We start from the raw sequence: 26,421 nt of genomic DNA, 5'->3' as shown, positions 1-26,421 counted from the left end.
GAAGATCTGCCAGTCGGTCGGTATCGGCGTCATGGTCTATAACCGCGACAACTCCGTGCTGCAGGCCGATACGCTCGCCCGTCTTTGCGACGAGTGCCCGAACCTCATCGGCTTCAAGGACGGCACCGGCGACATCGGTCTCGTGCGCCAGGTCACCGCCAAGATGGGCGACCGGCTGACCTATCTCGGCGGCATGCCGACGGCGGAACTGTTTGCCGAAGCCTATCTCGGCGCCGGCTTCACCACCTATTCCTCCGCCGTCTTCAACTTCGTGCCCGGCCTTGCCAACGAGTTCTACGCAGCGCTTCGCGGCGGCGACCGCGCCACCTGTGAGCGCATCCTCAACGATTTCTTCTACCCGTTCATGGCCATCCGCAACCGCGCCAAGGGCTATGCGGTCTCGGCGGTCAAGGCCGGCGTGCGCCTGCAGGGCTTCAAGACCGGCTCCGTGCGCCCGCCACTCAAGGACCTGACGGGTGCGGAAGTCGAGATGCTTGACGCGCTTATCGGCGCCCACAAGCGCAAGGCGTGATGGTGCGCCTTGCCGGGCGCGATAACTGATAGCGGCGAGCGTCATCTTTGCAACAGGGGCGCTCGCTCGCTGCTTCCTGAACGTTCCGTTCCCGAGATGAGCGAGCGCTTCCGATGGATCTTTGGGAAGCGCTCGCAGTTCCGGTCATTCGGGACGCGTTGCAGACGGGGACTTCGGGATGGAGAATTGCGTCGCAAGCGCCATTGCCTGCTCGGGTTCATCAAGCTGCATCAGGCCTCCGTCCCGGCTCTGGCGAACCTTGTTCAGGTGATCGCGCGGACTGAGACCCAGGGTCCGCTTGAACATGCGGGAAAAGTAGTAGGGGTCGGAATAGCCGACTTCCGAGGCGGCAGCCGCCACCGAAAGGCCGGCTTCGAGGAAGTGCATGGCGCGTTCCATACGCTTCAGCTCCTGGTATTTTCTCGGCGTGCGGGTTACCCGCTTCTGGAACTCGCGCAGGAAATAGTCGCGATTGTACGGCGAGGCGTCGACCGCCCGGGTCGCGATCTCCGGATCGAGCGGATTGGCGGAGATCATCGTTGCAGCTTTCATGACGGCAAGGTCGATCGCGTCGGCCCCTTCGGGCTGGTAGGTGGCGTGGTCCCGCCAACTGACGAAGGCATCCTCGATAAAGGCGATCAGCAGCACCATGAAGAGATGGTGCTGGCCGAGGGTGACGGACGACGGGGGTGCGCTCTGGCGATAGTGTCGGGCGAGCGGTTCGAGCAAGTGCCAGCGCGTGAGGCGCAGCTTCGGCAGCAGGTTCATCTGTGCGATCAGGTCGTGGCGCCCGTAGATATTCAGCGTGAAGTGCTGCGCGACGCCGAGATAGGTCTCCCGGCCCTCATTCCAGCCAATGAAGCGCTGGCCGCGCGAAATCAGCATCGCGTCACCCGGTTCCATGACCACCGGTTCACCGTCGATCAGGTAATGCCCGCGCCCTTCGAGACAGATCACGAGATCATCCACCTCATTGGATTTGTCGATCCGCCAGGTGTGCGAATGCTCCATGCGGATTGCGGCGCGCGTCAGATTGAGGGTGAGTGCTGCCGGGGGAATCGCGGAGAGAATTCCACCTTCAATTTCGTCCATCTTTTTCCTCGCCTTTGTGAATTCATTCTGCAGGAGAGATGGGCGATTGTCACCGCATAAACCGCTTATGCGCACCGTATCGCCAGGGAGGAGAGATCGGTTTGCAGGGGGAAGGGATAGATCCCCTATTTCTCTGCGCCGATCCGGGAGCATAATTTGTACGAAACTGTATCTTTGAAAGCAGCGCTTCGGTGCCGTCCGGGAGGAAGGGCATGAAAGGGCAGCGGCTTCTCGGGCTCGGCTATCTCGCGCCCTACATCATCGGGCTTTTGATCTTCACGGCCATTCCGTTCATCGGCTCGTTCTACCTGAGCTTCACCCGCTACGACCTGATGAGCGAGCCGCGATGGACGGGGCTTGCCAACTACGAACGGCTCTTCACCCGTGACCGCACCTTCATCAAATCGTTGAACGTGACGCTCATCTACGTGTTCCTGACCGTTCCGCTGAAGCTTGCCTTTGCGCTCTTTATCGCAGCGATCCTGAACTACCGGCTGAAGTTCATCGGTCTCTTCCGCACGGCCTTCTACGTGCCGTCGATCCTTGGAGGTTCGATCGCGATCGCCGTGCTGTGGCGCTATGTCTTTGCCTCGGAGGGACTTGCGAACATGGTGCTCGCGACGCTGGGGCTCGCACCGGTCGATTGGTTCGGCGACCCGACCAACGCGCTCTTCACCATCACGCTTCTGCGCTGCTGGCAGTTCGGTTCGGCCATGGTGATTTTCCTGGCCGCGCTGCAATCCATCGACAAGTCGCTCTATGAGGCAGCCGCCATCGATGGCGCCGGCAAGGTGCGGACCTTCTTCTGGATCACGCTGCCACTGCTGACGCCGGTCATTTTCTTCAACCTCATCATGCAGATGGTCCAGGCGTTCCAGGAGTTCAACGGCCCCTACATCATCACCCAGGGTGGACCGCTGAAGGCGACCTATCTGCTGCCGCTCTACATCTATGACGAGGCGTTCAAGAAGTTCAACATGGGCTACGCCTCGTCCATTGCCTGGGTGCTCTTCACCATCATCACCGTGCTGACCCTCGTGGCCTTCTGGTCCTCGAAGAAGTGGGTCTACTACGCCGGCGACAAGAGGAACTGAGCCATGGCCGATCTCCAAACCTTCAACGGCCAGCAGGCAACCCGCAGGGCAAGGCTTCGCCTGCTGTCGACGACGGTCCGCTACGTCCTGCTCTTTGCGGTCGGTTTCGTCATGCTCTATCCGCTGATCTGGCTGGTCGGCGCGAGCTTCAAGACCAATTCGGAGATTTTCGCCGGCGCCGGCTTCCTGCCCGACTATCCGACTGCCGACGGTTACATCAAGGGCTGGCAGACCTCGACGCCCTACACGTTCGGCCGGTTCTTCTGGAACTCGTTCCTGATCATCCTGCCGAAGGTGATCGGCACGGCCATCTCCTGCACCATGGCGGCCTATGCCTTCGCGCGCTTCGACTTCCCGTTCAAGAAGGTCCTCTTCGCTTCGGTGATCGCGATCCTGCTTTTGCCGAACGTGGTGACGCGCATCCCGCAATACATCCTGTTTCGCGATCTCGGCTGGCTCGACAGTTTCCTGCCGCTCTGGGTGCCCTCGGCCTTCGCGGGCGACGCGTTCTTCGTCTTCATGCTGGTGCAGTTCCTGCGCTCGCTGCCGTCAGACATGGAAGAGGCAGCACGCGTCGATGGGGCCAACAGTCTGCAGACGCTCGTCTACATCGTCGTTCCGATGCTGGCGCCCGCGCTGATCTCCGTCTGCCTGTTCCAGTTCATGTGGACGATGAACGACTTCCTCGGCCCGCTGATCTATCTGTCATCGGTCGACAAGTATCCCGTGAGCCTCGCGCTCAAACTCTCCATCGATACGACGGAAGCTTTTGAGTGGAACCGCATCCTCGCGATGTCGGTGCTGACCATCACGCCCGCTCTCGTCGTGTTCTTCGCTGCGCAACGATACTTCATTGAAGGGATCTCCTCCGGGGGAGTCAAAGGCTGACCATGGCAAAGGTTCAACTGAAAGACCTCGAGAAGGTTTATGGCGGCGCCTTCAAGGCGGTCCACGGCATCAACCTCGATATCGAGGATGGCGAGTTCATGGTTTTCGTCGGCCCGTCCGGCTGCGCCAAGTCCACCACCCTGCGCATGGTCGCGGGGCTCGAGGAAATCACGGGCGGCGAAATCGTCATCGGCGACCAGCGCGTCAACGATTTGCCGCCCGGCAAGCGCTCGATCGCGATGGTGTTCCAGAATTACGCGCTCTATCCGCACATGAAGGTCCGTGGCAACCTCGCCTTCGGGCTGAAGATCGCCGGCAAGCCGAAGGCGGAGATCGAGGCAGCCATCAACCATGTGGCGCGGATCCTCGAGATCGAACCGCTGCTCGATCGTCTGCCGAAGCAGCTTTCCGGCGGCCAGGCGCAGCGCGTGGCGCTCGGGCGCGCCCTCATCAAGAAGCCAGGCGTCTTTCTGTTCGACGAGCCGCTGTCCAATCTCGACGCCAAGCTGCGCGCCTCGATGCGGGTGCGCATCACCGACCTGCACCGCCAGTTAAAGGCCGAAGGCCTGTCGTCGACGGTCATCTACGTGACGCATGACCAGACGGAAGCGATGACCATGGGTGACCGGATCTGCGTCATGCAGTCGGGCCATATCATGCAGGTGGCGACACCGAAGGAACTCTACAATCGTCCGGCAAACCTGTTTGTCGCCGGCTTCATCGGCAGTCCCGAGATGAACCTTGTCGATGCGGCGTTCGAAGGCAGCGAACTGCGGATCGGCAGCCAGCGCCTGACGCTCGGCGCCAATCTGGAAGGCAGACTTTCGACCCGCCCCGCTGAAGCCGTGCTCGGCATGCGCCCACAGCATCTTGCGCTCGCCGCCGACGGGCAGGGTCTCGCTGCAAGGCTCACCAACGCCGAGTTCATGGGGCACGAGGTCTATCTCCATGCCGATCTCGAGGGGCGCAAGCTCGTGAGCGTCGTCGGTGCCGCCGAGTTCGAGGCGCTTGGGCGATCGGACGTGATCCGCCTGCGTCCGGATCCTGCACACCTGCATCTTTTCGACAAAACCGATGGCCGTAACGTCTCGCTGTGAGGAGGCAGCGTTCGGCCCAGATCCAAGGAGGAGAAGTCCAATGAAAATGAAGAGAACGATCGCAGCACTGGCCAGCGTTGCCTATGGCGTCCTGGCACTCGGAACCATAGCGCACGCCGCCGAACTGCGCATGGCCTGGTGGGGCGGTGAGAGCCGCCATCTCGCCACCCGGAAGGCGATTGCCGCCTGCGGCGAAAAATACGGCCACACGGTCAAGGGGGAATTCACCGGCTTTGACGGCTACCTTGAAAAGCTGACGACCCAGATGGCCGGAAAGACCGAGGCCGACATCATCCAGGTCAACTGGCCGTGGCTGCCCTTGTTCTCGAAAAACGGCGACGGTTTCGCCGATCTGCGCAAGCTTGGGGCCATCGACCTCTCCAACTGGAGCGAAGCGGACCTGTCGGCCGGCTCGATGAACGGCGTGCTGCAGGGCCTCTCCGTCTCGACCACCGGCCGTGTCTTCTTCTTCAATGCCACGACCTTCGAGAAAGCCGGCGTCGCCGTTCCGAAAAGCTGGGACGAGTTTTTCGCCGCCACCGCGACCATCAAGGAGAAACTCGGCAAGGACTACTACACCTTCAACGCCGTCAAGGAGACGGCGCAACTCTTGACGACCCTGGCTGTCGTCCAGAAGACCGGCAAAGACCTGGTTGATCCTGCGACCAACCGCGTCGCCTGGACGCCGGAGGAACTCGCAGAAGGCATTTCGTTCATTGGCAAACTGGTAGAGACCGGCGCAATCCGCTCGCAGAAGGAGGAGGCGGCCGATGGCAACGTCAATCTGTTCGAGAAGCCGGCCTGGGCGGAGGGCAAAATCGCCGGTTCCTACGAGTGGGACTCGACCTATTCGAAATATGCCGATCCGTTGAAGGACGGCCAGGTGCTGAAGCCCGTGGCAATGTTGAAGCTCCCGGATGCGGTCACTGAAGGCGTCTACCGCAAGCCCTCGATGGTGTTCTCCATCTCCAAAAATTCCAAGGATCCGGCGGCCGCCGCCCAGATCGTCAATTGCTTGCTGAACGAACCGGAAGGCATCGACGCGCTTGGCACGTCGCGCGGCCTGCCGGCGTCGAAGGCGGCGGCTGCGCGCCTCGGTGACAAGGGCGAGCCGGAGGTGCGCGCTGCAAACGCGATCGTCATCGCTGCGAGCGGCCCGGCCGTCTCACCTTTCAACGAGCATCCGGAAGTGCGCGCTGCGTTTATCGATACGCTCGAGGAATATGCCTATGGCCAACTCAAGGCGGATGAGGCCGCCGTTCAGATCATCGATACTGTGAACGACGTGCTCGCCGAGTTCGATTGATCATCAGATTGCCCGCCGCGGTCTGCCGCGGCAGGCCCCGTTTCGCGGGATAAACAGCCAAGAGAAAGAGACCATGATCCGACCGTCCATCATCGCGCTGTCGGCGCGAACGGCAGCGCTTTGCCTGCCTGCAGCCGGAGCGCTCTACCGCCTGCCCAAGCGTGCGTCGTGGCGGCTGTTGCCGATCGCCGGGGCCGGCGAAGCGCGCGAAGGCGGGGCCACGACGGTCGTGACACTGTTTCACGACCTTTGCCCCGGTTGTCGCTACCGGCTCGAGGTCGAGGGGTTCCTGCCGCTGGAGTTCGAGATGGTGGCCTGTACCGGTCTGGTCGATGCCACCGATTTCGGTCTCTTGCCGGATATCGCCCACGACGACATCGAGGGTGCTCGTGCGAACGCTGCCGCCTTGGCGCGTGCGCTCGGGGCCGTGCCCAAGGGCGGAACGCTTCGTCTGCCGGTGGGAGACTGGACGGCCTTTCCGGTGAGCCTGAAGAGCAGCATGACCCTGCATCTCTCCAAGGGCGCGGTTCTGCGGGCGCCGTCTGCTCGCGCCGGTTGGCCCATCCTTGCGGCGCGTGACGAAACCGGCAGCATGCTTGGAAGCTGGGAAGGACTGCCGGCCGCCTGTTTTGCCGCGCCGGTCCATGCGATTGGCGCTGACGATCTGGTGATCGAGGGCGAGGGCACGCTCGATGGCTCGGGCGACGGGGGTGATTGGTGGACCTGGCCAAAGGAAACCCGCGACGGGGCGCGCCGCCCGCGTGGGCTGCATCTCATTTCCTGCCGTGATACCAAGCTGCTCGGATTTACGATCCGCAACGCACCGTCCTGGACGATCCATCCGCAGGGCTGTAGCGGGCTGGTTGCCGCGGGCCTTACAGTCGTCGCGCCGCCCGACAGCCCCAACACCGATGGCTTCAACCCCGAAAGCTGCCATGACGTCGCGATCACCGGCGTACGTTTCTCGGTCGGTGACGACTGCATCGCCGTCAAAGCCGGTAAGCGCGGTCCGAACGGGGAAGACGATCATCTGGCCGAAACCCGCGGCGTGCGCGTCACCCATTGCCTGATGGAACGCGGCCACGGCGGCCTTGTCATCGGTTCGGAAATGTCGGGCGGCGTGCACGATGTCGCCGTCGAGGACTGCGAAATGGTCGGCACGGACCGGGGCCTGCGCCTGAAGACGCGCCGAGGGCGCGGCGGCTCCATCAGCGATATCGCCATGCGCCGGGTTCTTCTCGATGGCGTCGAGACGGCGCTTTCCGCCAATGCCCATTACCATTGCGATATGGATGGCCACGACGACCGGGTGCAGTCGCGCCAGCCTTTGCTGGTCGATGCGGGGACGCCTGTCATTGATGGCGTCACCATCGAGGACGTCGAGATCCGCAATCTCGCCCACGCCGCAGGCGCGTTTCTCGGCCTGCCGGAATCACCGATCCGCAACATCAAAATTCGTCGCCTGAAGATCACGTCCTATCGCGCGGATGCGCACGCCTTGCCGCCGATCATGGCCGACCGGGTCCGGCCCATGCGGCACGAGACGGTTGTCTTCGAGCGCGCCGAGGTCGACTGCGACGAACCGGATCTTCTCAGCCAGGCCGCAATCTCCGTTTCCTTTGAATGAGATATCCCATGGACCCGACCGCCTATTTCGATCAGTTCGCACAACGCTATAGCCCCTACAAGGGCGGAAGCTGGTGCTACGAGGATGGCTGCATCTACCGCGGTCTTCGCCTCCTTTTCGAGGCGACCGGCGAGAAGCGTTGGAGCGATCATTTGCACCGGCTGATCGATCCTCAGGTCGCAGCTGACGGCACGCTCTCCGGCTATGATCCCGACGAGTACAACATCGACCACATTCTCGCGGGCCGCACGCTGTTTCCGCTGGCCCTAGAAACAGGTGATCCCCGCTACCGAAAAGCGGCCGATCATCTCGCAGGTCAACTCGAGACCCATCCGCGCATCCTTGCGGGAAACTACTGGCACAAGAAGCGTTACCCGCACCAGGTCTGGCTTGATGGGCTCTATATGGGCCTGCCGTTTCAGATCGAATATGCGCTTGCGAACAACAAGCCGGCGCTTGTCACTGACGCGCTTCAGCAGTTTTCAACGGCACTCGCGCTCACGGCGACCGCGAAGGGCCTCTATGTGCACGGTTATGACGATAGCCGGAAGCAGCGTTGGGCCGACCCGGTAACGGGCAAGTCGCCGGCGGTCTGGGCCCGTGCCGTCGGATGGCTGGCGATGGCGCTTGTCGATGCGCTCGCTCTTCTGCCCGACGACAGCGCGACCGCAGCGCTGCGAGAGAGAACCCGTATGCTGCTTCGAGACCTGATGGCGCGCCAGGCGCCGTCCGGTCTCTGGATGCAGGTGCTCGACGAACCCGATCTTGAGGGCAACTACGAGGAAAGCTCTGCCTCGGCCATGTTTGCCTACGCATTATTGCGCGCGGCGCGGTTGGGTCTGGCGGAACGCGAACGAGCGGTTGCCGCTGGCGGCCACGCCCTCGACGCGTTGCTTTCCAGGCGTCTCGTTGCCGACATCGATGGCATCATGCGATTGACGACAATCGTCGGTGTCGCCGGCCTTGGCGGCTTCGAAGGCAATTACCGGGATGGCTCGCCCGGCTATTACCTTTCGGAACAGGTGGTTGCCGATGACGCCAAGGGCGTCGGGCCACTGATGATGGCCTTCGCTGAGAGCCTGAGAGCCTGCGATTGAACGGCAAATCCCTCGTGCCTTCGAGCGATGGCGATCGCTGGCGCGCGCCTCCCGCTCGGCGGCAATCGGTGTCAGCTCTTCTGCGCGGCGCGTAGCGCCGAAGCCGGGTAGCGCAGCGTCGGGTCGAAGGGGTTTAACTTGCTGCTGATGGCCTGCGCTTCGGTCTTCAGGAGATCGGTGATTGTGCCGCTTCGCGTTTCCGTCAGCCGCGAGGCGAGCGTACCGATGCTGAGCGAGGCAACCGCAATGCCGTTGCGGTCAAGCACCGGCACGCCGAGGCCGGCCATGCCCTCGATCATCTCGAAGTTCATCTGGGCGGCGCCGATCCGCCTGACTTCCTCGATCTTGATGCGCAGGTCCACCTCGTCGATCGCGGCGCGATCCATGATGCGCGGCATGTTGAACTTGATGATCGCCTCGCGCTCTTCCTCCGGCAGGTGGGCCAGAATGGCGATACTGCCCTGGCCGATGCCGAGCGGCACCTTGCCGCCGATGTCGCCGGTAAAGGAGCGGATCGGGAAGGGGCCTTCGACGCGGTCGAGGCAGATCGCGTCGAAATTGCTGCGCACCAGCAGGAAAACGGTGTCGTTGAAGGTGGCGGACAGCCTCAGGAGCGACGGCCGGGCGATGTCGAGGATGCCTTCGCGCCTTCGCGCCTGCGAGGCGATCGAGAAGAACTCCAGCGACAGGCGATAGGATTTGCTGTCCGGCATCTGCTCGACGAGCCCTTCGGCAATCAGGCTCTTCAGCAGCCGATGCGCCGACGGCTGGGTGAGATTCAGCCTGCGCGCGAGATCGATCACCCGCACACCCTCCGTCGCGTTTTCCGCGAGGTCTTTCAGGATATGGATTGCCTTCCCGAGGCTGGAGCTTCCTGCATTCTCTGATTCCGACATTCGCACAATTCTCTCGAAATTCACATGACAAGATTCCGTATATCGGACTTTTCTAACAAAAAATTCCGAAATAGAAAATTGCGTTTGTGTTTTTCGTCAATTTCCTTGAGTTAATTCACAAGCCTTTCCTCAAGGGGTGGATGCACCAAAGCGTGGATAGCCGTGCCGCTGTCGCGACCGCGCAACTGTGTCTTCATCGGCGCGATCGCGCGCCGCGGAGATCATGCCACTTGAGAGGAGGTCTGATGGTTGACGACGTGTCGCAGCCGCCGGGATCGCCGACAAGAAAAACGGGGCAGGCGATGTCAGGGGGGAGCGACAAAGGGGAGAGTGCGCATGAGTTTTCTGAACCTCGATAAGGTCTCCAAGTTCTATGGACCGGTCGCGGCCGTTCATGATTTCGGTCTGGCGGTTGAAAAAGGCGAGTTCATCTCGCTGCTCGGCCCCTCCGGCTGCGGCAAGACCACGACCCTCCAGATGATCACGGGGCTCGTGCGTCCTTCCGCCGGCACGATTACCATGGGCGGGCGCGACATCACCCATCTGCCGCCGCCCAAGCGAGAGCTTGGTGTCGTCTTTCAGAGCTACGCGCTCTTTCCGCACATGACCGTCGCGCAGAACGTCTCCTTCGGCCTCGAGATGCGCAAGGTCGCGAAGGCGGAACGCGACAGGCGCATCAAGGAAATCCTGGCGCTGGTCCATCTCTCGGCGCTTGCCGATCGGTACCCGCGCGAAATGTCCGGTGGCCAGCGCCAGCGCGTGGCGATTGCCCGCGCGCTTGTCATCAACCCGCCCGTACTCTTGCTCGATGAGCCGCTGTCGAACCTCGATGCCCAGCTTCGCGAGGAGATGCAGTTCGAACTGCGCCGCATCCAGCAGACCGTCGGTATTACCACCATCATGGTGACCCATGACCAGGCCGAAGCGCTATCGATCAGCGACCGCGTTGTCGTCATGGAAAAGGGGCGCATCACCCAGGTCGATACGCCCTACGAACTCTACGAGCATCCGCGCAACGACTTCATCTCGTCCTTCGTCGGCAAGTCGAACTTCCTGCGTGCGACCTCGGCCTTCAACGGCAAGGGTGCTGCGATCAGCATCGACAACACACAGATCCGTTTCAATACCGATCGCCGCGAGCCGGATGGCAAGGTCTCGGTGTTCATCCGCCCGGAAAAGCTGCGGCTGACGGCGCCGGCCGAAGGCCAGATCCAGGGCAAGGTGACGACGCGCTACTTCATGGGTAGCCAGTGGCTGGTCAGCGCCGAGACGCCGGCGGGCGTCCTTGCCGTTGCCGTTCCCAATCTCGGTGCGCCGCCGCCGGTCGAGGGCGAAACCGTCGGGCTCGCCTGGCAGAGCGCCGATTGTCGCGTGCTGGCTGGAGCGGCCAAGTGATGAGCGCCGCCACCTCCGCGATCAAGCCGCGACTGCTCGCGCCCCTGGCCCTATCCGGGCCGACGACCCTGTTCTTCATCGGCCTCGTCCTGTTGCCGCTGCTGCTGACGGTTATCCTCTCCTTCAACAGCTACGATTACACGGCCGGGATCCAGAGCGATTTCACCTTCGCCAATTACCTGACGGTGCTGCAGGACGAATATTACCTTTCGACCTTCTGGCGCACGCTGCGCCTGGCGCTTCTGACGACTGTTATCACCGTGCTGATCGGCGTGCCGGAGGCCTACATCCTCTCGAACATGCGCAAGCCCTGGCGGTCGATTTTCCTCCTGGTCATCATCGGGCCGCTGCTCGTCTCCGTGGTGGTGCGCACCTTCGGCTGGAGCATGCTGCTCGGCAAGAACGGCTTCGTGAACAGCGCGCTCGCCCTCGTCGGTCTCGAGCCGGTCCAGCTTCTCTACACGGAGACAGCGATCGTCATCGGCCTCGTGCACATCATGCTGCCGTTCATGGTAATCCCCGTCTGGACCGTGCTGCAGAAGCTCGACCCGACGGTCGAGGCGGCGGCGCTGACGCTTGGTGCCTCGCGCTTCACGGCGCTACGCCGCATCGTCTTCCCGCAGGCTTCCCTCGGTATTCTCTCCGGCAGCCTGATCGTCTTTGCGCTTTCGGCGAGCTCCTTTGCCATCCCCGGGCTACTCGGCGGCCGGCGGCTGAAAATGGCGGCAACGCTCGTCTACGACGAGTTCCTGATCGAGCTGAACTGGCCGCTTGGCGCCACCATCGCGATCATCGTCCTCGTCGCCAATCTCGTCATCATGCTTGCCTATAACCGCCTCATCGAGCGGCAGGCAAAACGCAAGCTGGGTTGAAGCCATGCAGAGAAACGGCCCCATCGCTCTCGCCTTCCATAGCCTCGTCGTCGTCTTCATGCTGGCGCCGATGGTCGTGGTCTGCCTCGTTGCCTTCACGCCGGAAAACACGCTGGCGATGCCCTGGAACGGGCTGTCGTTGCGCTGGTTCGAGGCGGTCTTCCACCACGCCGACTTCATGTCCTCCTTCGGAAACAGCGTCCGGCTGGCGCTGCTTTCGGCGACGATCTCCACCGTGTTCGCCGTGCCGGCGGCGCTGGCGATCACCCGCTACGAGTTCCGCGGCCGCGAGGCGCTGAATGCGCTGTTCCTGTCGCCGCTGATCATCCCGCACCTGGTTCTCGGCGTTGCCTTCCTGCGGCTGTTCTCGCTGATGGGCATGGGCGGATCCTTCGGCTGGTTGGTCGCCACCCACGCGATCGTCGTCACGCCCTATACGCTGCGGCTGATCCTTGCGTCGCTCACCAGCATGGACCGTAACGCCGAGAATGCAGCGCGCACGCTCGGAGCGGCCGAATGGACGGTGTTTCACCGGATCACCATGCCGCTCATGGTGCCGGGCATCAGTGGCGGCTGGCTGCTCGCCTTCATCAACAGCTTCGACGAACTGACCATGTCGATCTTCGTGACCTCGCCGTCGACGGTCACCTTGCCGGTGCGCATGTACATGTATGCCAGCGAATCCATCGACCCGATGATGGCCGCCGTCTCGACGCTGATGATCGCGCTCGCAACCGTCACCATGATCATTCTCGATCGCCTGTTCGGTCTCGACCGGCTCCTGGTGGGCAAGGGCTGATATCCGATGACGATGCATGCACAATTTCGCCGGCGCTACCGGCTGGACGAGACACCCGTGCCCTTCACGCTGAACGGCATGGCCGAAACCGGGCTCCGCGGCGACACGGTGCTGACGGCAATCCTGTCGGTCAGCGGCCGCCTCCGCCAGAGCGAATTCTCCGGCGAGGACCGCGCCGGCTTCTGCCTGATCGGTGCCTGCCAGGATTGTTACGTGATGTTGGCGAACGGCAGTCGCATCAGGGCCTGTAGCACGGCGCTGGAGCCGGGCATGACCTTCATCACCGACATGCGCGCCGCGGCAAAGGCAGCCCATGAGTGAGCGGTTGCCACCCGTCATCGTCGGTGCCGGCCCGGCTGGAATTCGCGCCGCCGAGCGCCTCGTCCGCGCCGGTCTCAGACCGATCGTGCTCGACGAAGGCCAACGCGCTGGCGGCCAGATCTATCGCCGGCCGCTGATCGAGGACGGACGATCCTACCGAAGCCGCTATGGTTCGGAAGCGGACAAAGCACAAAGGTTGCACCGGGCCTTCGAGGCGCTGTTGCCAGACATCGACTACCGACCAGAAACGCTCGTCTGGAACATTTCGGCACCCGAACGCGGCAATCAGCTTGACGTTCTCTCATCAGGTGCGCACCGCCAGATCGGTTTTTCGCAGTTGATCCTCTGCACCGGCGCGACCGATCGTGTCCTGCCGTTCCCTGGATGGACGACGCCAGGCGTCTATACGCTTGGCGCCTCGCAGACGGCACTCAAGGCGCAAGGCTGCACGATTGGCGACCGCGTCGTCTTCATGGGGTCCGGCCCTTTGCTCTATCTCGTTGCCTGGCAATACATGAAGGCCGGCGCGCGTGTTGAAGCCGTGCTCGATACCGCACCCGTTACATCGAAGCGCCACCTGCTTTCGCTCGCCGTTCATGCGCCGCGGATCGTCGCGCTCGGCCTCTTCTACGGGCTGCAGCTTCAGCTCGCCGGTGTAAAGATCCGCTACGGCGTGAGGCCCGAGGCGGTCCTGGGCGGGTCGCAGGTCGAAGGTCTTCGCTACCGTCGCCGCAAGCTTAGAGGCGAAGCTGTCGAGACGATCGCCTGTGATGCGCTCGCCTATGGCTTCGCGCTAAGGCCCGAGACCCAGCTTGCCGATCTTGCCGGGTGCCGTTTCCGCTTCGATGCGCGCGACCGCGTTTGGCTGCCGGAGCGCGATGCGTTCGGACGCACGAGCCGATCGGACGTCTATGTTGCCGGCGATGGCAGCGGTATTGCCGGTGCGGATGCCGCGGAAGTCTCGGGCGAACTTGCAGCCGCGGCTCTGCTCGAGGACACGGGGCGAGCGTCGGCGGATGCGGCGGGCCTGGTTACGGCACGCGAGGCGATCCTGCGCCAGCGCGACATCCTCGGGCGGGCCTTTCCCTTCCCGGATGACTGGTTCGAAACCGTTCCGGACGAAACGACGCTTTGCCGTTGCGAAGAAATCACCGTTGCCGAGGGGCGCCGGGCCATTGCGTCAGGATCAATCACCGAGATCAACCGCCTGAAGGCTCTAAGCCGTGTCGGCATGGGGCGCTGCCAGGGACGGATGTGCTCTGCTGCCGCGACCGAACTGCTGAGTGGTGCCTGTGGCACCTCCACGGGCGAGGTTGGTCGCCTGCGCGCTCAGGCGCCGGTGAAGCCGATCCCGCTCGGCTTTGGCGGGCGTGTCGAGGCGGAGGTCCGCTCATGAGCCGGCGCATCTCCGTCGACGTCGCGATCATCGGCGGCGGGCTGGTCGGCAGCTCCGCGGCGCTCGCCATGCGCAAGGCCGGGCTTTCGGTCGCGCTTGTCGACAAGGGCTATTGCGGTGCTCAGGCGAGCGGCGTGAACTATGGCGGCGTGCGCCGCCAGGGACGCTCACCGGAGCAATTGCCGCTGTCGCAAAGGGCACACCGGATCTGGCCCCAGCTGAAGGCGATGATCGGCATCGATGCGGAATATGTCCGCTCCGGTCATCTGAAGCTCGCCCGCACCGAGAAGGATTTCGCCAAGCTAGAAGCCTATGCCGAGACGGTAAGGGATTACGGTCTTGGGCTCGAAATCGTCGGCGGATCGGCGTTGGCTGAGCGGTTTCCCTGGCTTTCGGCGAAGGCGGTGGGCGCTTCGCTCTGCCCCGATGACGGCCATGCCAATCCGCGCCTCGTGGCGCCCGCTTTCGCACGAGCCGCCGAGCGTGCCGGTGTCACCGTGCTGGAGCAGACGGCGGTGCGCGAAGTCACAACGACGGGCAACGGCTTTGCCATCCTCGCCGGTGACGGGATAGAGATCCGCTGTCGACAGCTCGTCAATTCCGCCGGTGCCTGGTCCGATCGCTTTGCAGCGCATTTCGGCGAAGTGGTACCACTGACGCGGATCTACCCGTCGATGGTCGTCACCGAGCCTTTGCCGCTGCGCCTGCCGGTCAGCATGGGCGAGCAAGGCGGCAGCTTCTACGGCCGGCAGGTGGCGCGCGGAAACTATGTCATGGGCGGTGGCCGCGGCCTGCCGCTTGGCGATCCGGATTATTCGCGCCCGTCGGTGACAGCTGCGTCCTCCGTGATGCAACGCGCCATCGCGCTCTTCCCGCATCTGGCGGATGCCCAGGTCATCCGCTTCTGGTCCGGCACTGAAGCCGAGATGCCCGATGGCAACCCGGTGATCGGCCCAAGCGAAACGACATCCGGACTTTTCCACGCCTTCGGCTTTTGCGGTGCCGGCTTTCAGACCGCGCCCGCTGTCGGCGAGGTGCTGTCAGAGCTCGTCACCGACGGGTGCACGACCACACCCATTCAAGCCTTTTCCATTGGCCGCTTCCGCAAGGTGGCGGTCGAAACTGCAGCCTCGTTGTAAACAGAAAGGGGAATACCATGATCGACCAACGGCTTACTAAAACCACGGCCCTCGCGCTTCTGGCCTTTGTCGTCCAGCAGAACGCCGCGTCGGCGGAAACCAAGACGCTTTACATCGGCATGAACGGCGGCAACTTCGAGCGCGCCTATACCGAGCACGTGCTGCCGCCCTTCGAGAAGGCGAACGACGTCAAGGTCGTCGTCGTGCCCGGCACCTCGGCCGATATCCTCGCCAAGGCGACGGCCGCCAAGGACAATCCGCAGATGCATGTCATGCTGCTCGATGACGGCGTGATGGTGCGCGCCATCGGTGGTGGCCTCTGCCAGAAGATCGCCGCCGACCCGGTTCTCGACCAGATCCAGCCGGCTGCCCGCCTGAAGGACGACATGGCAATCGGCGTCGACATGGGCATGACCGGTCTTGCCTACAACAAGAAGCTCTTCGACGAGAAGGGTTGGCCGGCGCCGACCTCCTGGATGGATATGGCCGATCCGAAGTTCGAAAACGCCGTCGTCTTCCAGTCCGCTTCCGCTTCCAGCTTCGGTCTGCACGCCTTCCTGATGTTCAACCGCATCCAGGGCGGCAGCGAGACCAATGTCGAGCCGGGCTTTGAGAAGTTCTCCGACACGATCGGCAAGAACGTCATCGAGTTCATCCCGAGCTCGGCCAAGATCTCGGAGATGGTGCAGACCGGCGAGGCCGCGATCTTCCCGCTGACGCCGACGGCCGTCAACAACCTGAAGGACAAGGGGATCCCGGTCGAATACGCCCAGCCGAAGGAAGGCTCCGTCGTGCTTGCCGTCACCGAATGCGTGATTGCCAACAACAGCGAACCGGAACTCAGCCAGAAGCTCGCCCACTACCTGCTGTCGGCCGAAGCGCAGAGCCTGGCGCTCGACAACGGCAACATCATCCCGTCGAACGTCAATGCCAAGGCCGGCACGGATGCCGCGAACGCGAAGCTTTCGACGTTCAAGACCAATATGGAAACCGCCAAGGTCCTCGATTGGGATGCGATCAACCAGAACCGTCAGGAATGGAACAAGCGCTGGAACCGCATGATCGAAAGGTAAGTAAAGGCTAACCTTTGTTCGCACATGCGCACGCCCCCGCGGAGACGCGGGGGCGTTGCTGCATTTGGGGCAGGCGGCATCAAAGTGCGCCGTTGATCGCAGCGCTGTTGCGCTCGCCTGTGCTCGTCGAGGACGGGAAAAGCTGCGAGCCGAAGGCGCCCTGGTCGCTGATCTCGGGGAAGCTGACATCGGCGATCTCGAAATCGGGCATCAGCTGGAGCATCGGCAGGATGCGCTCGAAGACCGCGCCGCCGAGTGGTGTTGCGTTCCAGCCGGAGGTGCGGAAGCCGTAGGTTTCCGGCAGGCCCTTCGGTTCGTCGAGCAGGGTGAGCAGCAGGTAGCGCGGATTGTCCACGGGAACGACGCCCATGAAGGATGTGATGTTGAGCTCCTTGGAATAGCGGCCACCGATCACCTTCTCGGCCGTGCCGGTCTTGCCGCCGATGAAGTAACCTTTGACCTCAGCCCGTTTCGCCGAGCCGGTCTTGGCGTTGAGCCGCAGCAGATAGCGAAGCGCCTCGCCCGTCTCGGGTTTGATCAGGTCACGCGCGATCATGCGATCTTCGAGCGGCGCGCCCTTGATCAGCGTCGGCCGGATCAGTCGGCCGCCATTAACGAGCGCTGCCACCGCGATACTCGCCTGCAGCGGTGTGACGGCAATGCCGTGGCCATAGGAGGCAGTTGCCGTGTCGATCTCGCCCCAGCGCCGCGGCAGCTGCGGATGGGCGCTTTCGGGCAGTTCGGTCGTCAGCCGCGACATCTGGCCGAAGCGTCCGAGGAAGGCCTTGAGGTTTTCCGGACCTATGGCGATCGCCATCTTCGCCATCGAAATATTGGACGAATAGATGAAGGCTTCCGGCAGCGTCAGCGGTCGGTGCTGGCCGCGGTAGTCGTTGATGCGGAAGCGGCCGAAGGCGAGCGGTCTGCTGGCGTCGATGACCGAGCGAAGGGTAAATTGCCCGGAGTCGAGCGCCATCGCCGTCGTCAGCGCCTTGAAGGTCGAGCCCATCTCGAAGGTGGCAGCCGCAATGCGGTTGATACGATCGGGTTTGAGTGCGTCGACCGGCAGGTTCGGATCGAAATCGGGATAGGAAACGAGCGCCAGGATCTCGCCATTGGTGACATCGAGCACCAGGCCGGCGCCCGCCTTGGCGCTGAACTTGACAATCGCCTTGCGAAGCTCGGTTTCGAGCGCATGCTGGATACGGATGTCGAGCGTCACGCTCACCGGTTCGAGATTGCGGTGCGAGAGATCCATGCCGCTTTGGCGCAGGACTTCCAGTCCTTGACCCTCGATCCAGCGCTCGATGCCGGCGATGCCGATATTGTCGATGTCGACGGTGCCGAGCACATGGGCGGCAAGCGAGCCGTTGGGATAAAACCGCTGTTTCTCGCGCTGGAAACCGACGGCCGGAATGCCGGCATTCCAGACGGACTGCTCCTCGGCCGGTGTTACCTGGCGCTTGATCCAGGCAAAGGCAGCACCACTCTTCAGCCGTCGGTAGAGGTCGCCCCCATCCAGTTCCGGAAAGATCGCGGTCAGTTTCTCGACGGCCTCGTTGACGTCGACGATCAGCCGTGGTTCGGCATAAAGCCCGGAACTCGGCACATCGATCGCTAGCAGATTGCCGTTTCGGTCAAGGATCGACGGGCGGCCGAGGCTCGGCGGTGGTGGGATGTAGCCGGTCCGCTCATAGTCCGCGACGCCAAGCTGGACGAGGCGCGCGAGCATGAGGCCGAAGACGAGCGCGAATGCGCCGATCACAAACAGGAGCCTGCCACGACGATCCGGGCGGAGTTGGAGCTGGCGCGCCATGTCAGTAGAGCCCGTTGCCGTTGGTGAGAAGCTTTTCGCGCAGGTCCGGCGAAAGCTCGGCGTCGGCGGTGGCCGACGTGCTTGCCGTCTCGAAGCCGTCGATGACGGAGCAGCCACCGGCGCATGGTGCCGTTCCCGGCTTGAAGGCCTCGAGAATGGCACCCGGCGTGCCCTCCGGCACCGGCTGGCCGTTCTTCCTGTCGATCGCCTCGATCGTCATCCCCGATGGCGCATGGAAGTCGGCCGCTGGGCGTCCCTGAAGGGCTGTCTTCATGAAGTCGATGAAAACGGGCGCTGCCAGGCCCCCGCCGGTTTCGCCATTGCCCATTGGTTTCGGCGTGTCGTAGCCGAGGAACACGCCGGTGACGATGTTGGGGGTAAAGCCGACGAACCAGACGTCCTTTTCGTCGTTGGTGGTGCCGGTCTTTCCCGCGATCGGAACGCCGAGGGTGCCGACATTCCGGGCAGTTCCGCGCTCGACCACGCCGCGCAGCATTGAGGTGACCTGATAGGCGGTCATCGGATCGAGTACATAGTCGCGGTTATCGGCCGGCACCGGCTCTTCCTGATCGCTCCATTCGGGCGCATTGCAATCGTCGCAGCGGCGCTGGTCATGGCGGAAGATGGTGCGGCCGTAGCGGTCCTGGATGCGGTCGATCATCGAAGGCGTCACCGCCTTGCCGCCATTGGCAATGACCGCGTAGGCGGAGACCAGCCGCAAGAGTGTGGTTTCGCCGGCGCCGAGCGACATGGGCAGATAGGGCTTGAGTTCGTCATAGATGCCGAAGCGCTTGCCGTAGTCGGCGACGAGATCCATGCCCAGATGACGGGCGAGACGCACCGTCATCAGGTTGCGGCTGTTCTCCAGCCCGACGCGCAACGTGGATGGGCCGCTGAAACGGCCGTCATAGTTTTTCGGCTTCCAGGTCCGGCCGGCACCATCGGCAAGCGCGATCGGCGCGTCCATCACCAGCGTCGTCGGTGCATAGCCGTTGTCGAGCGCTGCGGCGTAGACGAAGGGCTTGAAGGAGGAACCGGGCTGGCGATAGGCTTGGGTCGCGCGGTTGAATTCCGATTGGGCGTAGGAGAAACCCCCGGCAACGGCAAGCACGCGGCCGGTGTTCGGGTCCATGGAGACGAGCGCGCCTTGCACGAGCGGCGGCTGGCGCAGCACGTAGCCGTTTTCCTGTTTTTCGACATAAACGACGTCGCCGGGCGACAGAATGCCGTCGACGCCTGCGGCACAATCCCGCTTTCCCTTGGCCGAACGGCAGAGTGCCCATGTCGCGCCGTCGCGACCGAGGCTTATGGTCTCTGCCGGCGTGGTCCCGTCTGTTGGCCTGGGCTCTGGGCGGAGTCCGATCTCGGCGTCCGTCTTTCCCGCGGCGAGCACCACGCCCAGCCGCCATTCGGGCACGTCGGAAAGCGGTCGCAGCTTGGCGAGTGCTGCTGACCAGTCCGCTGTGGAGGCAAGGCGCTCGACCGGGCCGCGATAGCCCTTCGCCTGGTCGTAGGCGACAAGCCCCTTGCGCAGCGCTTTCATGGCTGCCGCCTGCAATCGCGGATCGAGCGTGGTGCGAACCGAAAAGCCGGCGGTGTAAAGTGCTGCATCGCCGTACTGAGCGTTGAGCTGACGGCGGACGTCTTCGGTGAAATAGTCTGCGGCAGCGACACTTGCTGCCGGGACGCGGGATTTTACGCCGAGCGGGGCCGCGATCGCCCTGGCGGCGGCCCGGCCATCGATGAAGCCGTTCTGCCGCATCTGTTCGATGACCCAGTTGCGCCGTTCCGTTGCACGCGCCGCGTGACGGTAAGGGTCGTAATTGTTGGGACCTTTCGGCAAGGCGGCGAGAAAGGCCGCTTGCGATACCGACAACTCGCTGACCGGCCTGTCAAAATAGGTCAACGACGCCTGCGCGACGCCGTAGGCGCCGAGCCCGAGATAGATGTCGTTGAGATAGAGTTCGAGGATGCGGTCCTTGGAATAGGTCTGGTCGATGCGCAGCGAGAGGACCGCCTCGCGCAGCTTGCGCTCGACCGTCCGGTCCGAGGAGAGCAGGAAGTTCTTGGCGATCTGCTGGGTGATCGTCGAGCCACCGATCATCCGCCGGCCCGATCCGAAATTAGCAAGGTTGGCAAAAAGTGCAGTGCCGACGCTGGTGATGTCGATGCCAGGATGGGTGTAGAAATTCTTGTCCTCGGCCGAAAGGAACGCCTGGCGGACACGGGCAGGGATGGCGCCGATCGGCAGGAACAGCCGGCGTTCCCTTGCCAGTTCTCCGACCATCGTGCCGTCACTGGCATAAAGGCGGGTGGTCACCGCCGGTTCCCAGTTTGCAAGGGTCCGGTGGTCGGGCAGGTTTCGGGTCAGCGCTGCGACCAGCGTCGCCGAGGCCAGTGCGACGACGGTCGCAAGATTGAGGACGGTGCCAAGCACATTTGCAACGAGTTTCATAACGGGCGGAACGGACCTTCATGGCAAACGACCGTCCGGCCGGCACGGCTGACCGTGCGGCTGACGACGTGTGTGAAAAACGGGCTTCGGCGTCGAGGATGCCGACTTCGGCGATGATGCGCGGGCGGCTGCTACGGGGCGATGATGCGGCGCATGGATCAATCCTTCGAACGTCGCTCGGCTCGCCGCGCCACTTCCTCGCGTCGAGGGCTACGGGGCACGGCGGAGCCAGCCGAACAACTTCACCGTAAGGGGATTGTGCTTGCGCAACAAACCACGTTTATTTGCGACACCCATTAACTGAGCTAGGGCATCGATGGTCAGGCCATATCTTCCGCTCAATGCGTTGCGCGCCTTCGAGGCTTCTGCGCGGCACTTGAGCTTTACCCGCGCGGCGATCGAACTGTGCGTGACGCAGGCTGCCGTCAGCCATCAGGTCAAGCTGCTTGAAAGCCGTCTGAGCGTGACGCTGTTCAAGCGGCTGCCTCGCGGGCTTATGATCACGGCAGAGGGCGAGGCGCTGTTGCCGGTCTTGCGCGACAGTTTCGACCGGATGGCCGACATGCTCGAACGCTTCGAGGCTGGCCACATCCGCGAAGTGCTGATGATCGGCGCTGTCGGCACCTTCGCCGTCGGCTGGCTATTGCCGCGGCTTGCCGATTTTCAGGCGAAGCATCCGTTCATCGACGTTCGCTTGTCGACCAACAACAACCGCGTCGACATGGCCGCAGAAGGTCTCGATTTCGCCATTCGCTTCGGCGGCGGCTCCTGGCACAACATCGAGGCGACGCGCCTGTTCGAAGCGCCGCTCTCCGTGCTCTGCATCCCCGAGATCGCCGACAGACTGGCCGCGCCGGCCGATCTGCTCAACGAGACGCTGCTTCGCTCCTACCGCGCCGACGAATGGGTTACCTGGTTCGAGGCGGCGGGCATCGCCTATCCGGCGCCGCTGTTGAAGGGCATCGTCTTCGATAGCTCGCTGGCGATGATGGAGGCTGCCGCGCAAGGCATCGGCGTGGCGCTGGCGCCGCCGCTGATGTTTTCGCGGCTGCTGACGGACGGAACGATCCGGCAGCCCTTCGATGTTCATACATCGATGGGAAGCTATTGGCTGACGCGGCTGAAGTCGCGATCCGTCACCCCGGCGATGAAAGCCTTTCACGATTGGCTCACAGCTGCGGCAGAGCAAGAGGCGGCCACTATGCCGGTTACGTTGGCCGGCGCCGCAGGCTGACGTCTTTTCAGGCGGCCGCTGCAGAAATTTGATGCTGTGGCCAAAGCTCCCGACACCATGATGACGCCCAGACGTCGTCCGTTATCGGCCAATGGCGGACGCCAGGAAGGCCTGATGTCGTTGCGCTTTGCCAACGCCGAGCAGGCCGTCGGGCATGCAAAGGTCGCCATAATCCGCTGATTTACTTGATCGTTTTGCCTTTGGCCCGCTACGGCCAAGGGCTGCATGCAGGTTCGGTCGATCGCGTCCCCTTGCATGAGGCCGATCCGCGTGCTAGATACTGAACCAGATGGTTCAGTTTTCGACAGATCGCCTTGATGCTTCCTTTGCCGCGCTCGCGGACGCAACCCGACGCGGCGTTCTGGAGCGGCTCGGAAGCGGGGAAGCTTCCATCACGGAGCTTGCCGAGAAGTTCCACATGACGCTTACCGGCATGAAGAAGCATGTCGGCGTCCTGGAGCATGCGGGGCTGGTCACCACGGAGAAGGTCGGGCGCGTCCGCACTTGCCGGATTGGCCTTCGAGGGCTTGAGGAAGAGGCGGCCTGGATCGAGGCGCGCCGCCAGATTTGGAACGCACGCTTCGACGCACTCGACGACGTCGTTGAAGCCTTGAAGCGGAAGGAGAAAGTCGATGGGTCACAGGGCGAGTAACGGCCGCACGGCCGTCGAACGGCGGTCCGAGCGCGAACTTGTCGTGACGCGCGTTTTCAATGCCCCGGTTCGCCTCGTATTCGACGCGTGGACCAAGCCCGAATTGTTCAAGCTGTGGTGGGCGCCGAAGTCGCATGGTGTCCCGATTCACTCTTGCGAAATGGATGTTCGCACCGGCGGCAGCTATCGCATTGCGTTCGGGCACGACGCCTCGCAGGCCATGTCCTTCTTCGGCAAATACCTCGAAGTGTCGCCGCCTTCGCGCATCGTCTGGACCAATGACGAGGGTGATGACGGCGCCGTGACGACGGTCACCTTCGAGGAAAAGGATGGCACGACGCTGCTGGTCCTTAGGGAATTCTACCCGTCGAAGGAAGCGCTCGACGAGGCTTTCGTCGGCATGGAAGACGTGATGCCCGAGCAGTTCGAGCAACTGGACGAACTTCTGGTCAACCTGGAAACGCGCGCGTGACTGCGCGTGCGAGGCCAAATTTTGTTAATGGCTGATGCGAATTCTTATGATGACATCGCAAGCCAAAAGCATGGTTTGCGCGTCGGGTCTGATATCTCCCTGTCGGGGGCTTCTTCGCCGCCGTTCACTCCGCAGCCTTGGCCGTCGAGCACTCATAGACAGTGCGGCCCGTCTGTGCGTCGACGCCGGCAAGGCTCACTTCATAACCCCAGAGGTGACGGATATGGCGCATGGTCGCGTCACGGCTGCCTTCGTCGAGCAGGATGCCATGCTTGATATTGTGCTGTAGTCGCAGCTGCCGGTCTCCGAGCAGGTCGACGTCCATCACCTGGATGTCCGGCTGGTTGGCGGCAACGTCGTAGCTGTTGGCGAGCGCCGAGCGGACGGCCGAATAGCCGCGCTCGTTGTGGATCGAAGCGACCTCGACAAATCGGTCGGAGGAGCGATCGGCGAGCTGGAACAGGCGGAATTTGCGCATCACTGCCGGGCTCAGATACTGCAGGACGAAGGACTCGTCGCGGTGGTTTGCCCAGGCGTCACGCAGCGTCTCCATCCAGTCGCCATTGCCGGCAAAGGACGGGAACCAGTCGCGGTCTTCCGCCGTCGGCTCGGTGGCAATACGCTGGATGTCCTGCATCATCGCAAAGCCCAGCGCGTAAGGGTTGATGCCGGGATAGCGCCGGTCGTCGAAATCCGGCTGGAACACGACGTTGGAGTGGCTCTGCAAGAGTTCTAGCATGTGGCCTTCGCCGATCCTGCCCTGGTCGTAAAGCCGGTTGATGATGGTGTAGTGCACGAAGGTGGCGCAGCCCTCGTTCATTACCTTCGTCTGGCGCTGAGGTGAAAAGTATTGCGCGATGACCCGCACGATCCGCAGCAACTCGCGCTGCCAGGGCTCCAGGATCAGACTGTGCTTTTCGAGGAAGTAGAGCAGGTTCTCTTCCGGCAGGTTGAGCACCTTCTTGCGCTCGGAGGCGTCACGCTCGGCCTCTGCCGGGTCGCGGTTTTCGGCCACTTGCGGCAGCGTCCGCCAGAGGTCGCTATAGGTCTGCTCCTCGTATTCCAGCCGCTCGCGCGCTCTTTCACGCACCTTTTCGGAGGAAAGTCGCGGCGGGCGGCGATAGCGGAAAACGCCCTGGTCCATCAGCGCATGGGCGGAATCGAGGATCGCCTCGACGGCCGCGTTGCCATGCCGCTCCTCGCACTTCATCACGTATTTCTTGGCAAAGTCCATGTAGCTGAGAATGGCGCCGGCGTCGGTCCATTGGCGAAACAGGTAGTTGTTCTTGAAGAAGTGGTTGTGGCCGAAGGCGGCATGCGCGGTCACCAGCGCCTGCATGGCCATGGTGTTTTCTTCCATGAGGTAGGTGATGCACGGGTTTGAGTTGATCACCAGCTCGTAGGCGAGGCCGCGGTGCCCCTTGCGGTAGTGGTGCTCCTCATAGGCAAAGCGCTTGCCGAAGGACCAGTGCTGGTACATCAGCGGCATGCCGACCGAGGAATAGGCGTCGAGCATCTGCTCGGAGGTGATGATCTCCAACTGGTTCGGATAGACGCTGAGGCCCATTTCTTCGAGCGCGATCGTTTCGATCGCCTCATAGGCGCGGGACAGCGTCGTGAAGTTCCAGTCAGAACCCTGGAACAGGAGACCTGAAGTCGCGCGTCGTGCCATCCAGTCTCCCCCTCATTTCCGTGTGCGTGTGGCCGGTTGCCGGGCAAAGAGCCGGCGGAAAACCGGGTAGATGTCGCCGGGCTTGGCGATCCGGGTCATCTGGAAGTTCGATTTCTCGCCGTCGACCGTGCGATAGGCGCGCCAGAGTGCCGTGCCGTTGTCCGTCGACCCGAAGATTTCCGTTTCGCGCTCGTCGATGATTTCGACATAGGCATAGTACTGGCAGAGCTTCGTCAGCTTTTCCCTCAGCAGTGCGGCGCAATGCTCGCTGTCGCCGATGATGTTGTCGCCGTCCGACGCCTGGGCGGCATAGATGTTCCAGATCTGCGAAGGGTAGCGGTCCTCGACGATCCGGATCATCTCCTCAAGTGCTGTCGATACGATCGTGCCGCCGCTCTGGGTGCTGTAGAAGAAGGTCTGTTCGTCGACTTCGCGCGCCTCGTCCGTATGGCGGATGAAGACGATGTCGATGCGCTCATAGCGGCGTTTCAGAAACAGGTGCAGCAGCACGAAGAAGCGCTTGGCGAGGTCCTTTTCGCGCTCGCCCATGGATGCCGACACGTCCATCAGGCAGAACATGACGGCGTTGGCGTTGGGCAGCGGCTGCTGCTCGAAGCGGTTGAAGCGGATGTCAACGGGGTCGACATAGGGAATGCGTCGCCGCTTCTTCTCGATCCTCTCTAGCTCGCCGCGCAGTTCGCGCAGCCGCTGGCGGTCCTTTGCCGTCGGCTCGGGCTCCGCCTCCAGCTGGGCGATCTCGTCCGTGATCGCCGTCAGCTCCTTTTCCTTCGGCCGGTGCAGCGCAAGGCGCCGGCCGAAACTGTTGCGCATCGTTCGCCCGACATTGATGTTCGTCGGCGTTCCCGCTGTGGCAAAGCCGGCACGTCGGGGCTTGAAGGTGACCGTTTCCTTGAGGCTGAGCTTGACCATATCGGGCAACTCGAGGTCCTCGAAGAAGAGATCGAGCACCTCCTCGCGCGACAGGATGAACTGGAATTCGTCGTCGCTCTCGCCGCGGCCAGGCTTGCCCTTGCCGCCACCACCGCCGCCGGCCTCCGGTTTCGGCAGGCGGTCGCCTGCCGAAAACTCCTTGTTGCCGGGAAGCACGTAATTGCGCTCGCCGCTGCCGCGCGACGGCTGGAAGGTCGGCTCGTTGGCACCATCGCTCGGCATCGGCACGCCGTGTGCCGCATCGACGTCGATGATCCTGTCCGACTTGACTTGTTCCTTGATGACCCGCTTGAGTTCTTCGCGGGCCCGCTTCAGAAAACGCTGTCGGTTGCCGAGGCTTTTATCCTTCGGATTGAGCCGCCGGTCGATGAAATTCGGCATATACCAATCCCCTGCTTCGGCATCGTCAGCCCGCCTTGTTGACCCGCATGTACCAGTCGACCAGTCGCCGGACCTGACGCTCGGTGTAGCCGCGCTGGGTCATGCGCTGGACGAATTCGGCATGCTGTTTCTCGGTCGAGCTGTCCTTCTTCGAGCCGAAGCTG

At 62.9% G+C, this 26,421-nt stretch carries 23 protein-coding genes; 17 read left to right on the top strand and 6 right to left on the bottom strand.

Going from position 1 to position 26,421, the window contains the following annotated elements:
- Positions 1-532: dihydrodipicolinate synthase family protein (locus VGO04_RS19745; RefSeq protein ID WP_327497664.1), on the top strand; the 532-nt coding region annotated here is incomplete at its 5' end.
- A gap of 144 nt (positions 533-676) precedes the next feature.
- Here the strand turns inward: VGO04_RS19745 and VGO04_RS19740 are convergent.
- Complete coding sequence (locus tag VGO04_RS19740; RefSeq protein WP_327497663.1) at positions 677-1,624, bottom strand: AraC family transcriptional regulator; 948 nt, start codon at positions 1,622-1,624, stop codon at positions 677-679.
- A gap of 212 nt (positions 1,625-1,836) precedes the next feature.
- On the opposite strand from VGO04_RS19740, the gene VGO04_RS19735 reads away from it, so the two are divergent.
- From VGO04_RS19735 to VGO04_RS19710, 6 genes are all read left to right on the top strand, one after another.
- A complete protein-coding gene (locus VGO04_RS19735) occupies positions 1,837-2,718 on the top strand; it encodes a sugar ABC transporter permease (RefSeq protein ID WP_327497662.1) in 882 nt (293 codons plus the stop codon).
- A 3-nt stretch (positions 2,719-2,721) separates the two neighbouring features.
- Positions 2,722-3,606 (top strand): carbohydrate ABC transporter permease, encoded by an 885-nt coding sequence (locus VGO04_RS19730; RefSeq protein WP_327497661.1) that lies wholly within the window; start codon positions 2,722-2,724, stop codon positions 3,604-3,606.
- 2 nt (positions 3,607-3,608) lie between these two features.
- Positions 3,609-4,703 carry a sn-glycerol-3-phosphate ABC transporter ATP-binding protein UgpC gene (locus VGO04_RS19725; protein WP_327497660.1) on the top strand — a complete coding sequence of 365 codons (1,095 nt, stop codon included), beginning with the start codon at positions 3,609-3,611 and terminating at the stop codon, positions 4,701-4,703.
- Between the two features lie 40 nt (positions 4,704-4,743).
- A complete protein-coding gene (locus VGO04_RS19720) occupies positions 4,744-6,009 on the top strand; it encodes an ABC transporter substrate-binding protein (protein WP_327497659.1) in 1,266 nt (421 codons plus the stop codon).
- A 73-nt stretch (positions 6,010-6,082) separates the two neighbouring features.
- Positions 6,083-7,636 (top strand): glycoside hydrolase family 28 protein, encoded by a 1,554-nt coding sequence (locus tag VGO04_RS19715; RefSeq protein ID WP_327497658.1) that lies wholly within the window; start codon positions 6,083-6,085, stop codon positions 7,634-7,636.
- An 8-nt stretch (positions 7,637-7,644) separates the two neighbouring features.
- Complete coding sequence (locus VGO04_RS19710) at positions 7,645-8,733, top strand: glycoside hydrolase family 88/105 protein (protein ID WP_327497657.1); 1,089 nt, start codon at positions 7,645-7,647, stop codon at positions 8,731-8,733.
- 71 nt (positions 8,734-8,804) lie between these two features.
- Here VGO04_RS19710 and VGO04_RS19705 read toward each other — a convergent pair whose 3' ends face one another.
- The gene (locus VGO04_RS19705) at positions 8,805-9,629 is read right to left on the bottom strand and encodes an IclR family transcriptional regulator (RefSeq protein ID WP_327497656.1); all 825 of its coding nucleotides are present in this window, start codon (positions 9,627-9,629) and stop codon (positions 8,805-8,807) included.
- 336 nt (positions 9,630-9,965) lie between these two features.
- On the opposite strand from VGO04_RS19705, the gene VGO04_RS19700 reads away from it, so the two are divergent.
- From VGO04_RS19700 to VGO04_RS19670, 7 genes are read left to right on the top strand one after another with little or no spacing between them, the layout of a single operon-like run.
- A complete protein-coding gene (locus tag VGO04_RS19700) occupies positions 9,966-11,024 on the top strand; it encodes an ABC transporter ATP-binding protein (RefSeq protein ID WP_327497655.1) in 1,059 nt (352 codons plus the stop codon).
- Complete coding sequence (locus VGO04_RS19695; protein WP_327497654.1) at positions 11,024-11,896, top strand: ABC transporter permease; 873 nt, start codon at positions 11,024-11,026, stop codon at positions 11,894-11,896. The genes VGO04_RS19700 and VGO04_RS19695 overlap by 1 nt, the downstream gene beginning before the upstream one ends.
- Positions 11,897-11,900: 4 nt before the next feature.
- Positions 11,901-12,695 carry an ABC transporter permease gene (locus VGO04_RS19690; RefSeq protein ID WP_327497653.1) on the top strand — a complete coding sequence of 265 codons (795 nt, stop codon included), beginning with the start codon at positions 11,901-11,903 and terminating at the stop codon, positions 12,693-12,695.
- A 6-nt stretch (positions 12,696-12,701) separates the two neighbouring features.
- Positions 12,702-13,016, top strand: a complete 315-nt coding sequence (locus VGO04_RS19685; RefSeq protein ID WP_327497652.1) for a (2Fe-2S)-binding protein — start codon at positions 12,702-12,704, stop codon at positions 13,014-13,016.
- Positions 13,009-14,412, top strand: a complete 1,404-nt coding sequence (locus VGO04_RS19680) for an FAD/NAD(P)-binding oxidoreductase (RefSeq protein ID WP_327497651.1) — start codon at positions 13,009-13,011, stop codon at positions 14,410-14,412. Before VGO04_RS19685 ends, VGO04_RS19680 begins: the two co-directional genes overlap by 8 nt.
- Entirely contained in the window at positions 14,409-15,551 is a 1,143-nt protein-coding gene (locus VGO04_RS19675; protein ID WP_327497650.1) for an FAD-dependent oxidoreductase, read from the top strand. The genes VGO04_RS19680 and VGO04_RS19675 overlap by 4 nt, the downstream gene beginning before the upstream one ends.
- A 17-nt stretch (positions 15,552-15,568) precedes the next feature.
- Complete coding sequence (locus tag VGO04_RS19670) at positions 15,569-16,624, top strand: ABC transporter substrate-binding protein (protein WP_327497649.1); 1,056 nt, start codon at positions 15,569-15,571, stop codon at positions 16,622-16,624.
- A gap of 79 nt (positions 16,625-16,703) precedes the next feature.
- On the opposite strand, the gene VGO04_RS19665 is transcribed toward VGO04_RS19670, so the two are convergent.
- Both VGO04_RS19665 and VGO04_RS19660 read right to left on the bottom strand, forming a co-directional pair.
- Positions 16,704-18,440: a penicillin-binding protein 2 gene (locus tag VGO04_RS19665; protein WP_327497648.1), complete on the bottom strand. Its 1,737-nt coding sequence runs from the start codon at positions 18,438-18,440 to the stop codon at positions 16,704-16,706.
- Between the two features lies 1 nt (position 18,441).
- Complete coding sequence (locus tag VGO04_RS19660; protein ID WP_327497647.1) at positions 18,442-20,895, bottom strand: penicillin-binding protein 1A; 2,454 nt, start codon at positions 20,893-20,895, stop codon at positions 18,442-18,444.
- A 316-nt stretch (positions 20,896-21,211) separates the two neighbouring features.
- Here VGO04_RS19660 and VGO04_RS19655 point away from each other — a divergent pair, with 316 nt between their 5' ends.
- The 3 genes from VGO04_RS19655 (at position 21,212) to VGO04_RS19645 (ending at position 23,253) form a co-directional block, all read left to right on the top strand.
- Positions 21,212-22,129 carry a LysR family transcriptional regulator gene (locus tag VGO04_RS19655; protein WP_327497646.1) on the top strand — a complete coding sequence of 306 codons (918 nt, stop codon included), beginning with the start codon at positions 21,212-21,214 and terminating at the stop codon, positions 22,127-22,129.
- A 289-nt stretch (positions 22,130-22,418) separates the two neighbouring features.
- On the top strand, positions 22,419-22,781 hold the full coding sequence (locus tag VGO04_RS19650; protein WP_327497645.1) for a metalloregulator ArsR/SmtB family transcription factor: 363 nt from the start codon (positions 22,419-22,421) through the stop codon (positions 22,779-22,781).
- Entirely contained in the window at positions 22,762-23,253 is a 492-nt protein-coding gene (locus VGO04_RS19645) for an SRPBCC family protein (protein ID WP_327497644.1), read from the top strand. The genes VGO04_RS19650 and VGO04_RS19645 overlap by 20 nt, the downstream gene beginning before the upstream one ends.
- 124 nt (positions 23,254-23,377) lie before the next feature.
- Here VGO04_RS19645 and VGO04_RS19640 read toward each other — a convergent pair whose 3' ends face one another.
- Positions 23,378-24,925, bottom strand: coding sequence for a SpoVR family protein (locus VGO04_RS19640; RefSeq protein ID WP_327497643.1), 1,548 nt, complete (start codon positions 24,923-24,925; stop codon positions 23,378-23,380).
- A 12-nt stretch (positions 24,926-24,937) separates the two neighbouring features.
- Positions 24,938-26,257, bottom strand: a complete 1,320-nt coding sequence (locus VGO04_RS19635) for a YeaH/YhbH family protein (RefSeq protein WP_327497642.1) — start codon at positions 26,255-26,257, stop codon at positions 24,938-24,940.
- Positions 26,258-26,421: the final 164 nt, after the last annotated feature.

Source organism: Ensifer sp., from assembly GCF_035999185.1.
In the GTDB taxonomy this organism is placed as follows: domain Bacteria; phylum Pseudomonadota; class Alphaproteobacteria; order Rhizobiales; family Rhizobiaceae; genus Ensifer.
The sequence above is the reverse complement of the archived record's forward strand: the minus strand, read 5'-3'. Positions and strand labels throughout refer to the sequence as shown.

Bases quoted from the DNA above. Each gene is read 5' to 3' on its own strand.
- VGO04_RS19715 (WP_327497658.1), top strand. From the start codon at position 6,083: ATGATCCGACCGTCCATCATCGCGCTGTCGGCGCGAACGGCAGCGCTT.
- VGO04_RS19710 (WP_327497657.1), top strand. From the start codon at position 7,645: ATGGACCCGACCGCCTATTTCGATCAGTTCGCACAACGCTATAGCCCC.
- VGO04_RS19685 (WP_327497652.1), top strand. From the start codon at position 12,702: ATGACGATGCATGCACAATTTCGCCGGCGCTACCGGCTGGACGAGACA.
- VGO04_RS19645 (WP_327497644.1), top strand. From the start codon at position 22,762: ATGGGTCACAGGGCGAGTAACGGCCGCACGGCCGTCGAACGGCGGTCC.
- VGO04_RS19690 (WP_327497653.1), top strand. From the start codon at position 11,901: ATGCAGAGAAACGGCCCCATCGCTCTCGCCTTCCATAGCCTCGTCGTC.
- VGO04_RS19695 (WP_327497654.1), top strand. From the start codon at position 11,024: ATGAGCGCCGCCACCTCCGCGATCAAGCCGCGACTGCTCGCGCCCCTG.
- VGO04_RS19720 (WP_327497659.1), top strand. From the start codon at position 4,744: ATGAAAATGAAGAGAACGATCGCAGCACTGGCCAGCGTTGCCTATGGC.
- VGO04_RS19635 (WP_327497642.1), bottom strand. From the start codon at position 26,257: ATGCCGAATTTCATCGACCGGCGGCTCAATCCGAAGGATAAAAGCCTC.
- VGO04_RS19675 (WP_327497650.1), top strand. From the start codon at position 14,409: ATGAGCCGGCGCATCTCCGTCGACGTCGCGATCATCGGCGGCGGGCTG.
- VGO04_RS19700 (WP_327497655.1), top strand. From the start codon at position 9,966: ATGAGTTTTCTGAACCTCGATAAGGTCTCCAAGTTCTATGGACCGGTC.
- VGO04_RS19730 (WP_327497661.1), top strand. From the start codon at position 2,722: ATGGCCGATCTCCAAACCTTCAACGGCCAGCAGGCAACCCGCAGGGCA.
- VGO04_RS19735 (WP_327497662.1), top strand. From the start codon at position 1,837: ATGAAAGGGCAGCGGCTTCTCGGGCTCGGCTATCTCGCGCCCTACATC.
- VGO04_RS19670 (WP_327497649.1), top strand. From the start codon at position 15,569: ATGATCGACCAACGGCTTACTAAAACCACGGCCCTCGCGCTTCTGGCC.
- VGO04_RS19640 (WP_327497643.1), bottom strand. From the start codon at position 24,925: ATGGCACGACGCGCGACTTCAGGTCTCCTGTTCCAGGGTTCTGACTGG.
- VGO04_RS19650 (WP_327497645.1), top strand. From the start codon at position 22,419: ATGGTTCAGTTTTCGACAGATCGCCTTGATGCTTCCTTTGCCGCGCTC.
- VGO04_RS19665 (WP_327497648.1), bottom strand. From the start codon at position 18,440: ATGGCGCGCCAGCTCCAACTCCGCCCGGATCGTCGTGGCAGGCTCCTG.
- VGO04_RS19655 (WP_327497646.1), top strand. From the start codon at position 21,212: ATGGTCAGGCCATATCTTCCGCTCAATGCGTTGCGCGCCTTCGAGGCT.
- VGO04_RS19740 (WP_327497663.1), bottom strand. From the start codon at position 1,624: ATGGACGAAATTGAAGGTGGAATTCTCTCCGCGATTCCCCCGGCAGCA.
- VGO04_RS19660 (WP_327497647.1), bottom strand. From the start codon at position 20,895: ATGAAACTCGTTGCAAATGTGCTTGGCACCGTCCTCAATCTTGCGACC.
- VGO04_RS19725 (WP_327497660.1), top strand. From the start codon at position 3,609: ATGGCAAAGGTTCAACTGAAAGACCTCGAGAAGGTTTATGGCGGCGCC.
- VGO04_RS19705 (WP_327497656.1), bottom strand. From the start codon at position 9,629: ATGTCGGAATCAGAGAATGCAGGAAGCTCCAGCCTCGGGAAGGCAATC.
- VGO04_RS19680 (WP_327497651.1), top strand. From the start codon at position 13,009: ATGAGTGAGCGGTTGCCACCCGTCATCGTCGGTGCCGGCCCGGCTGGA.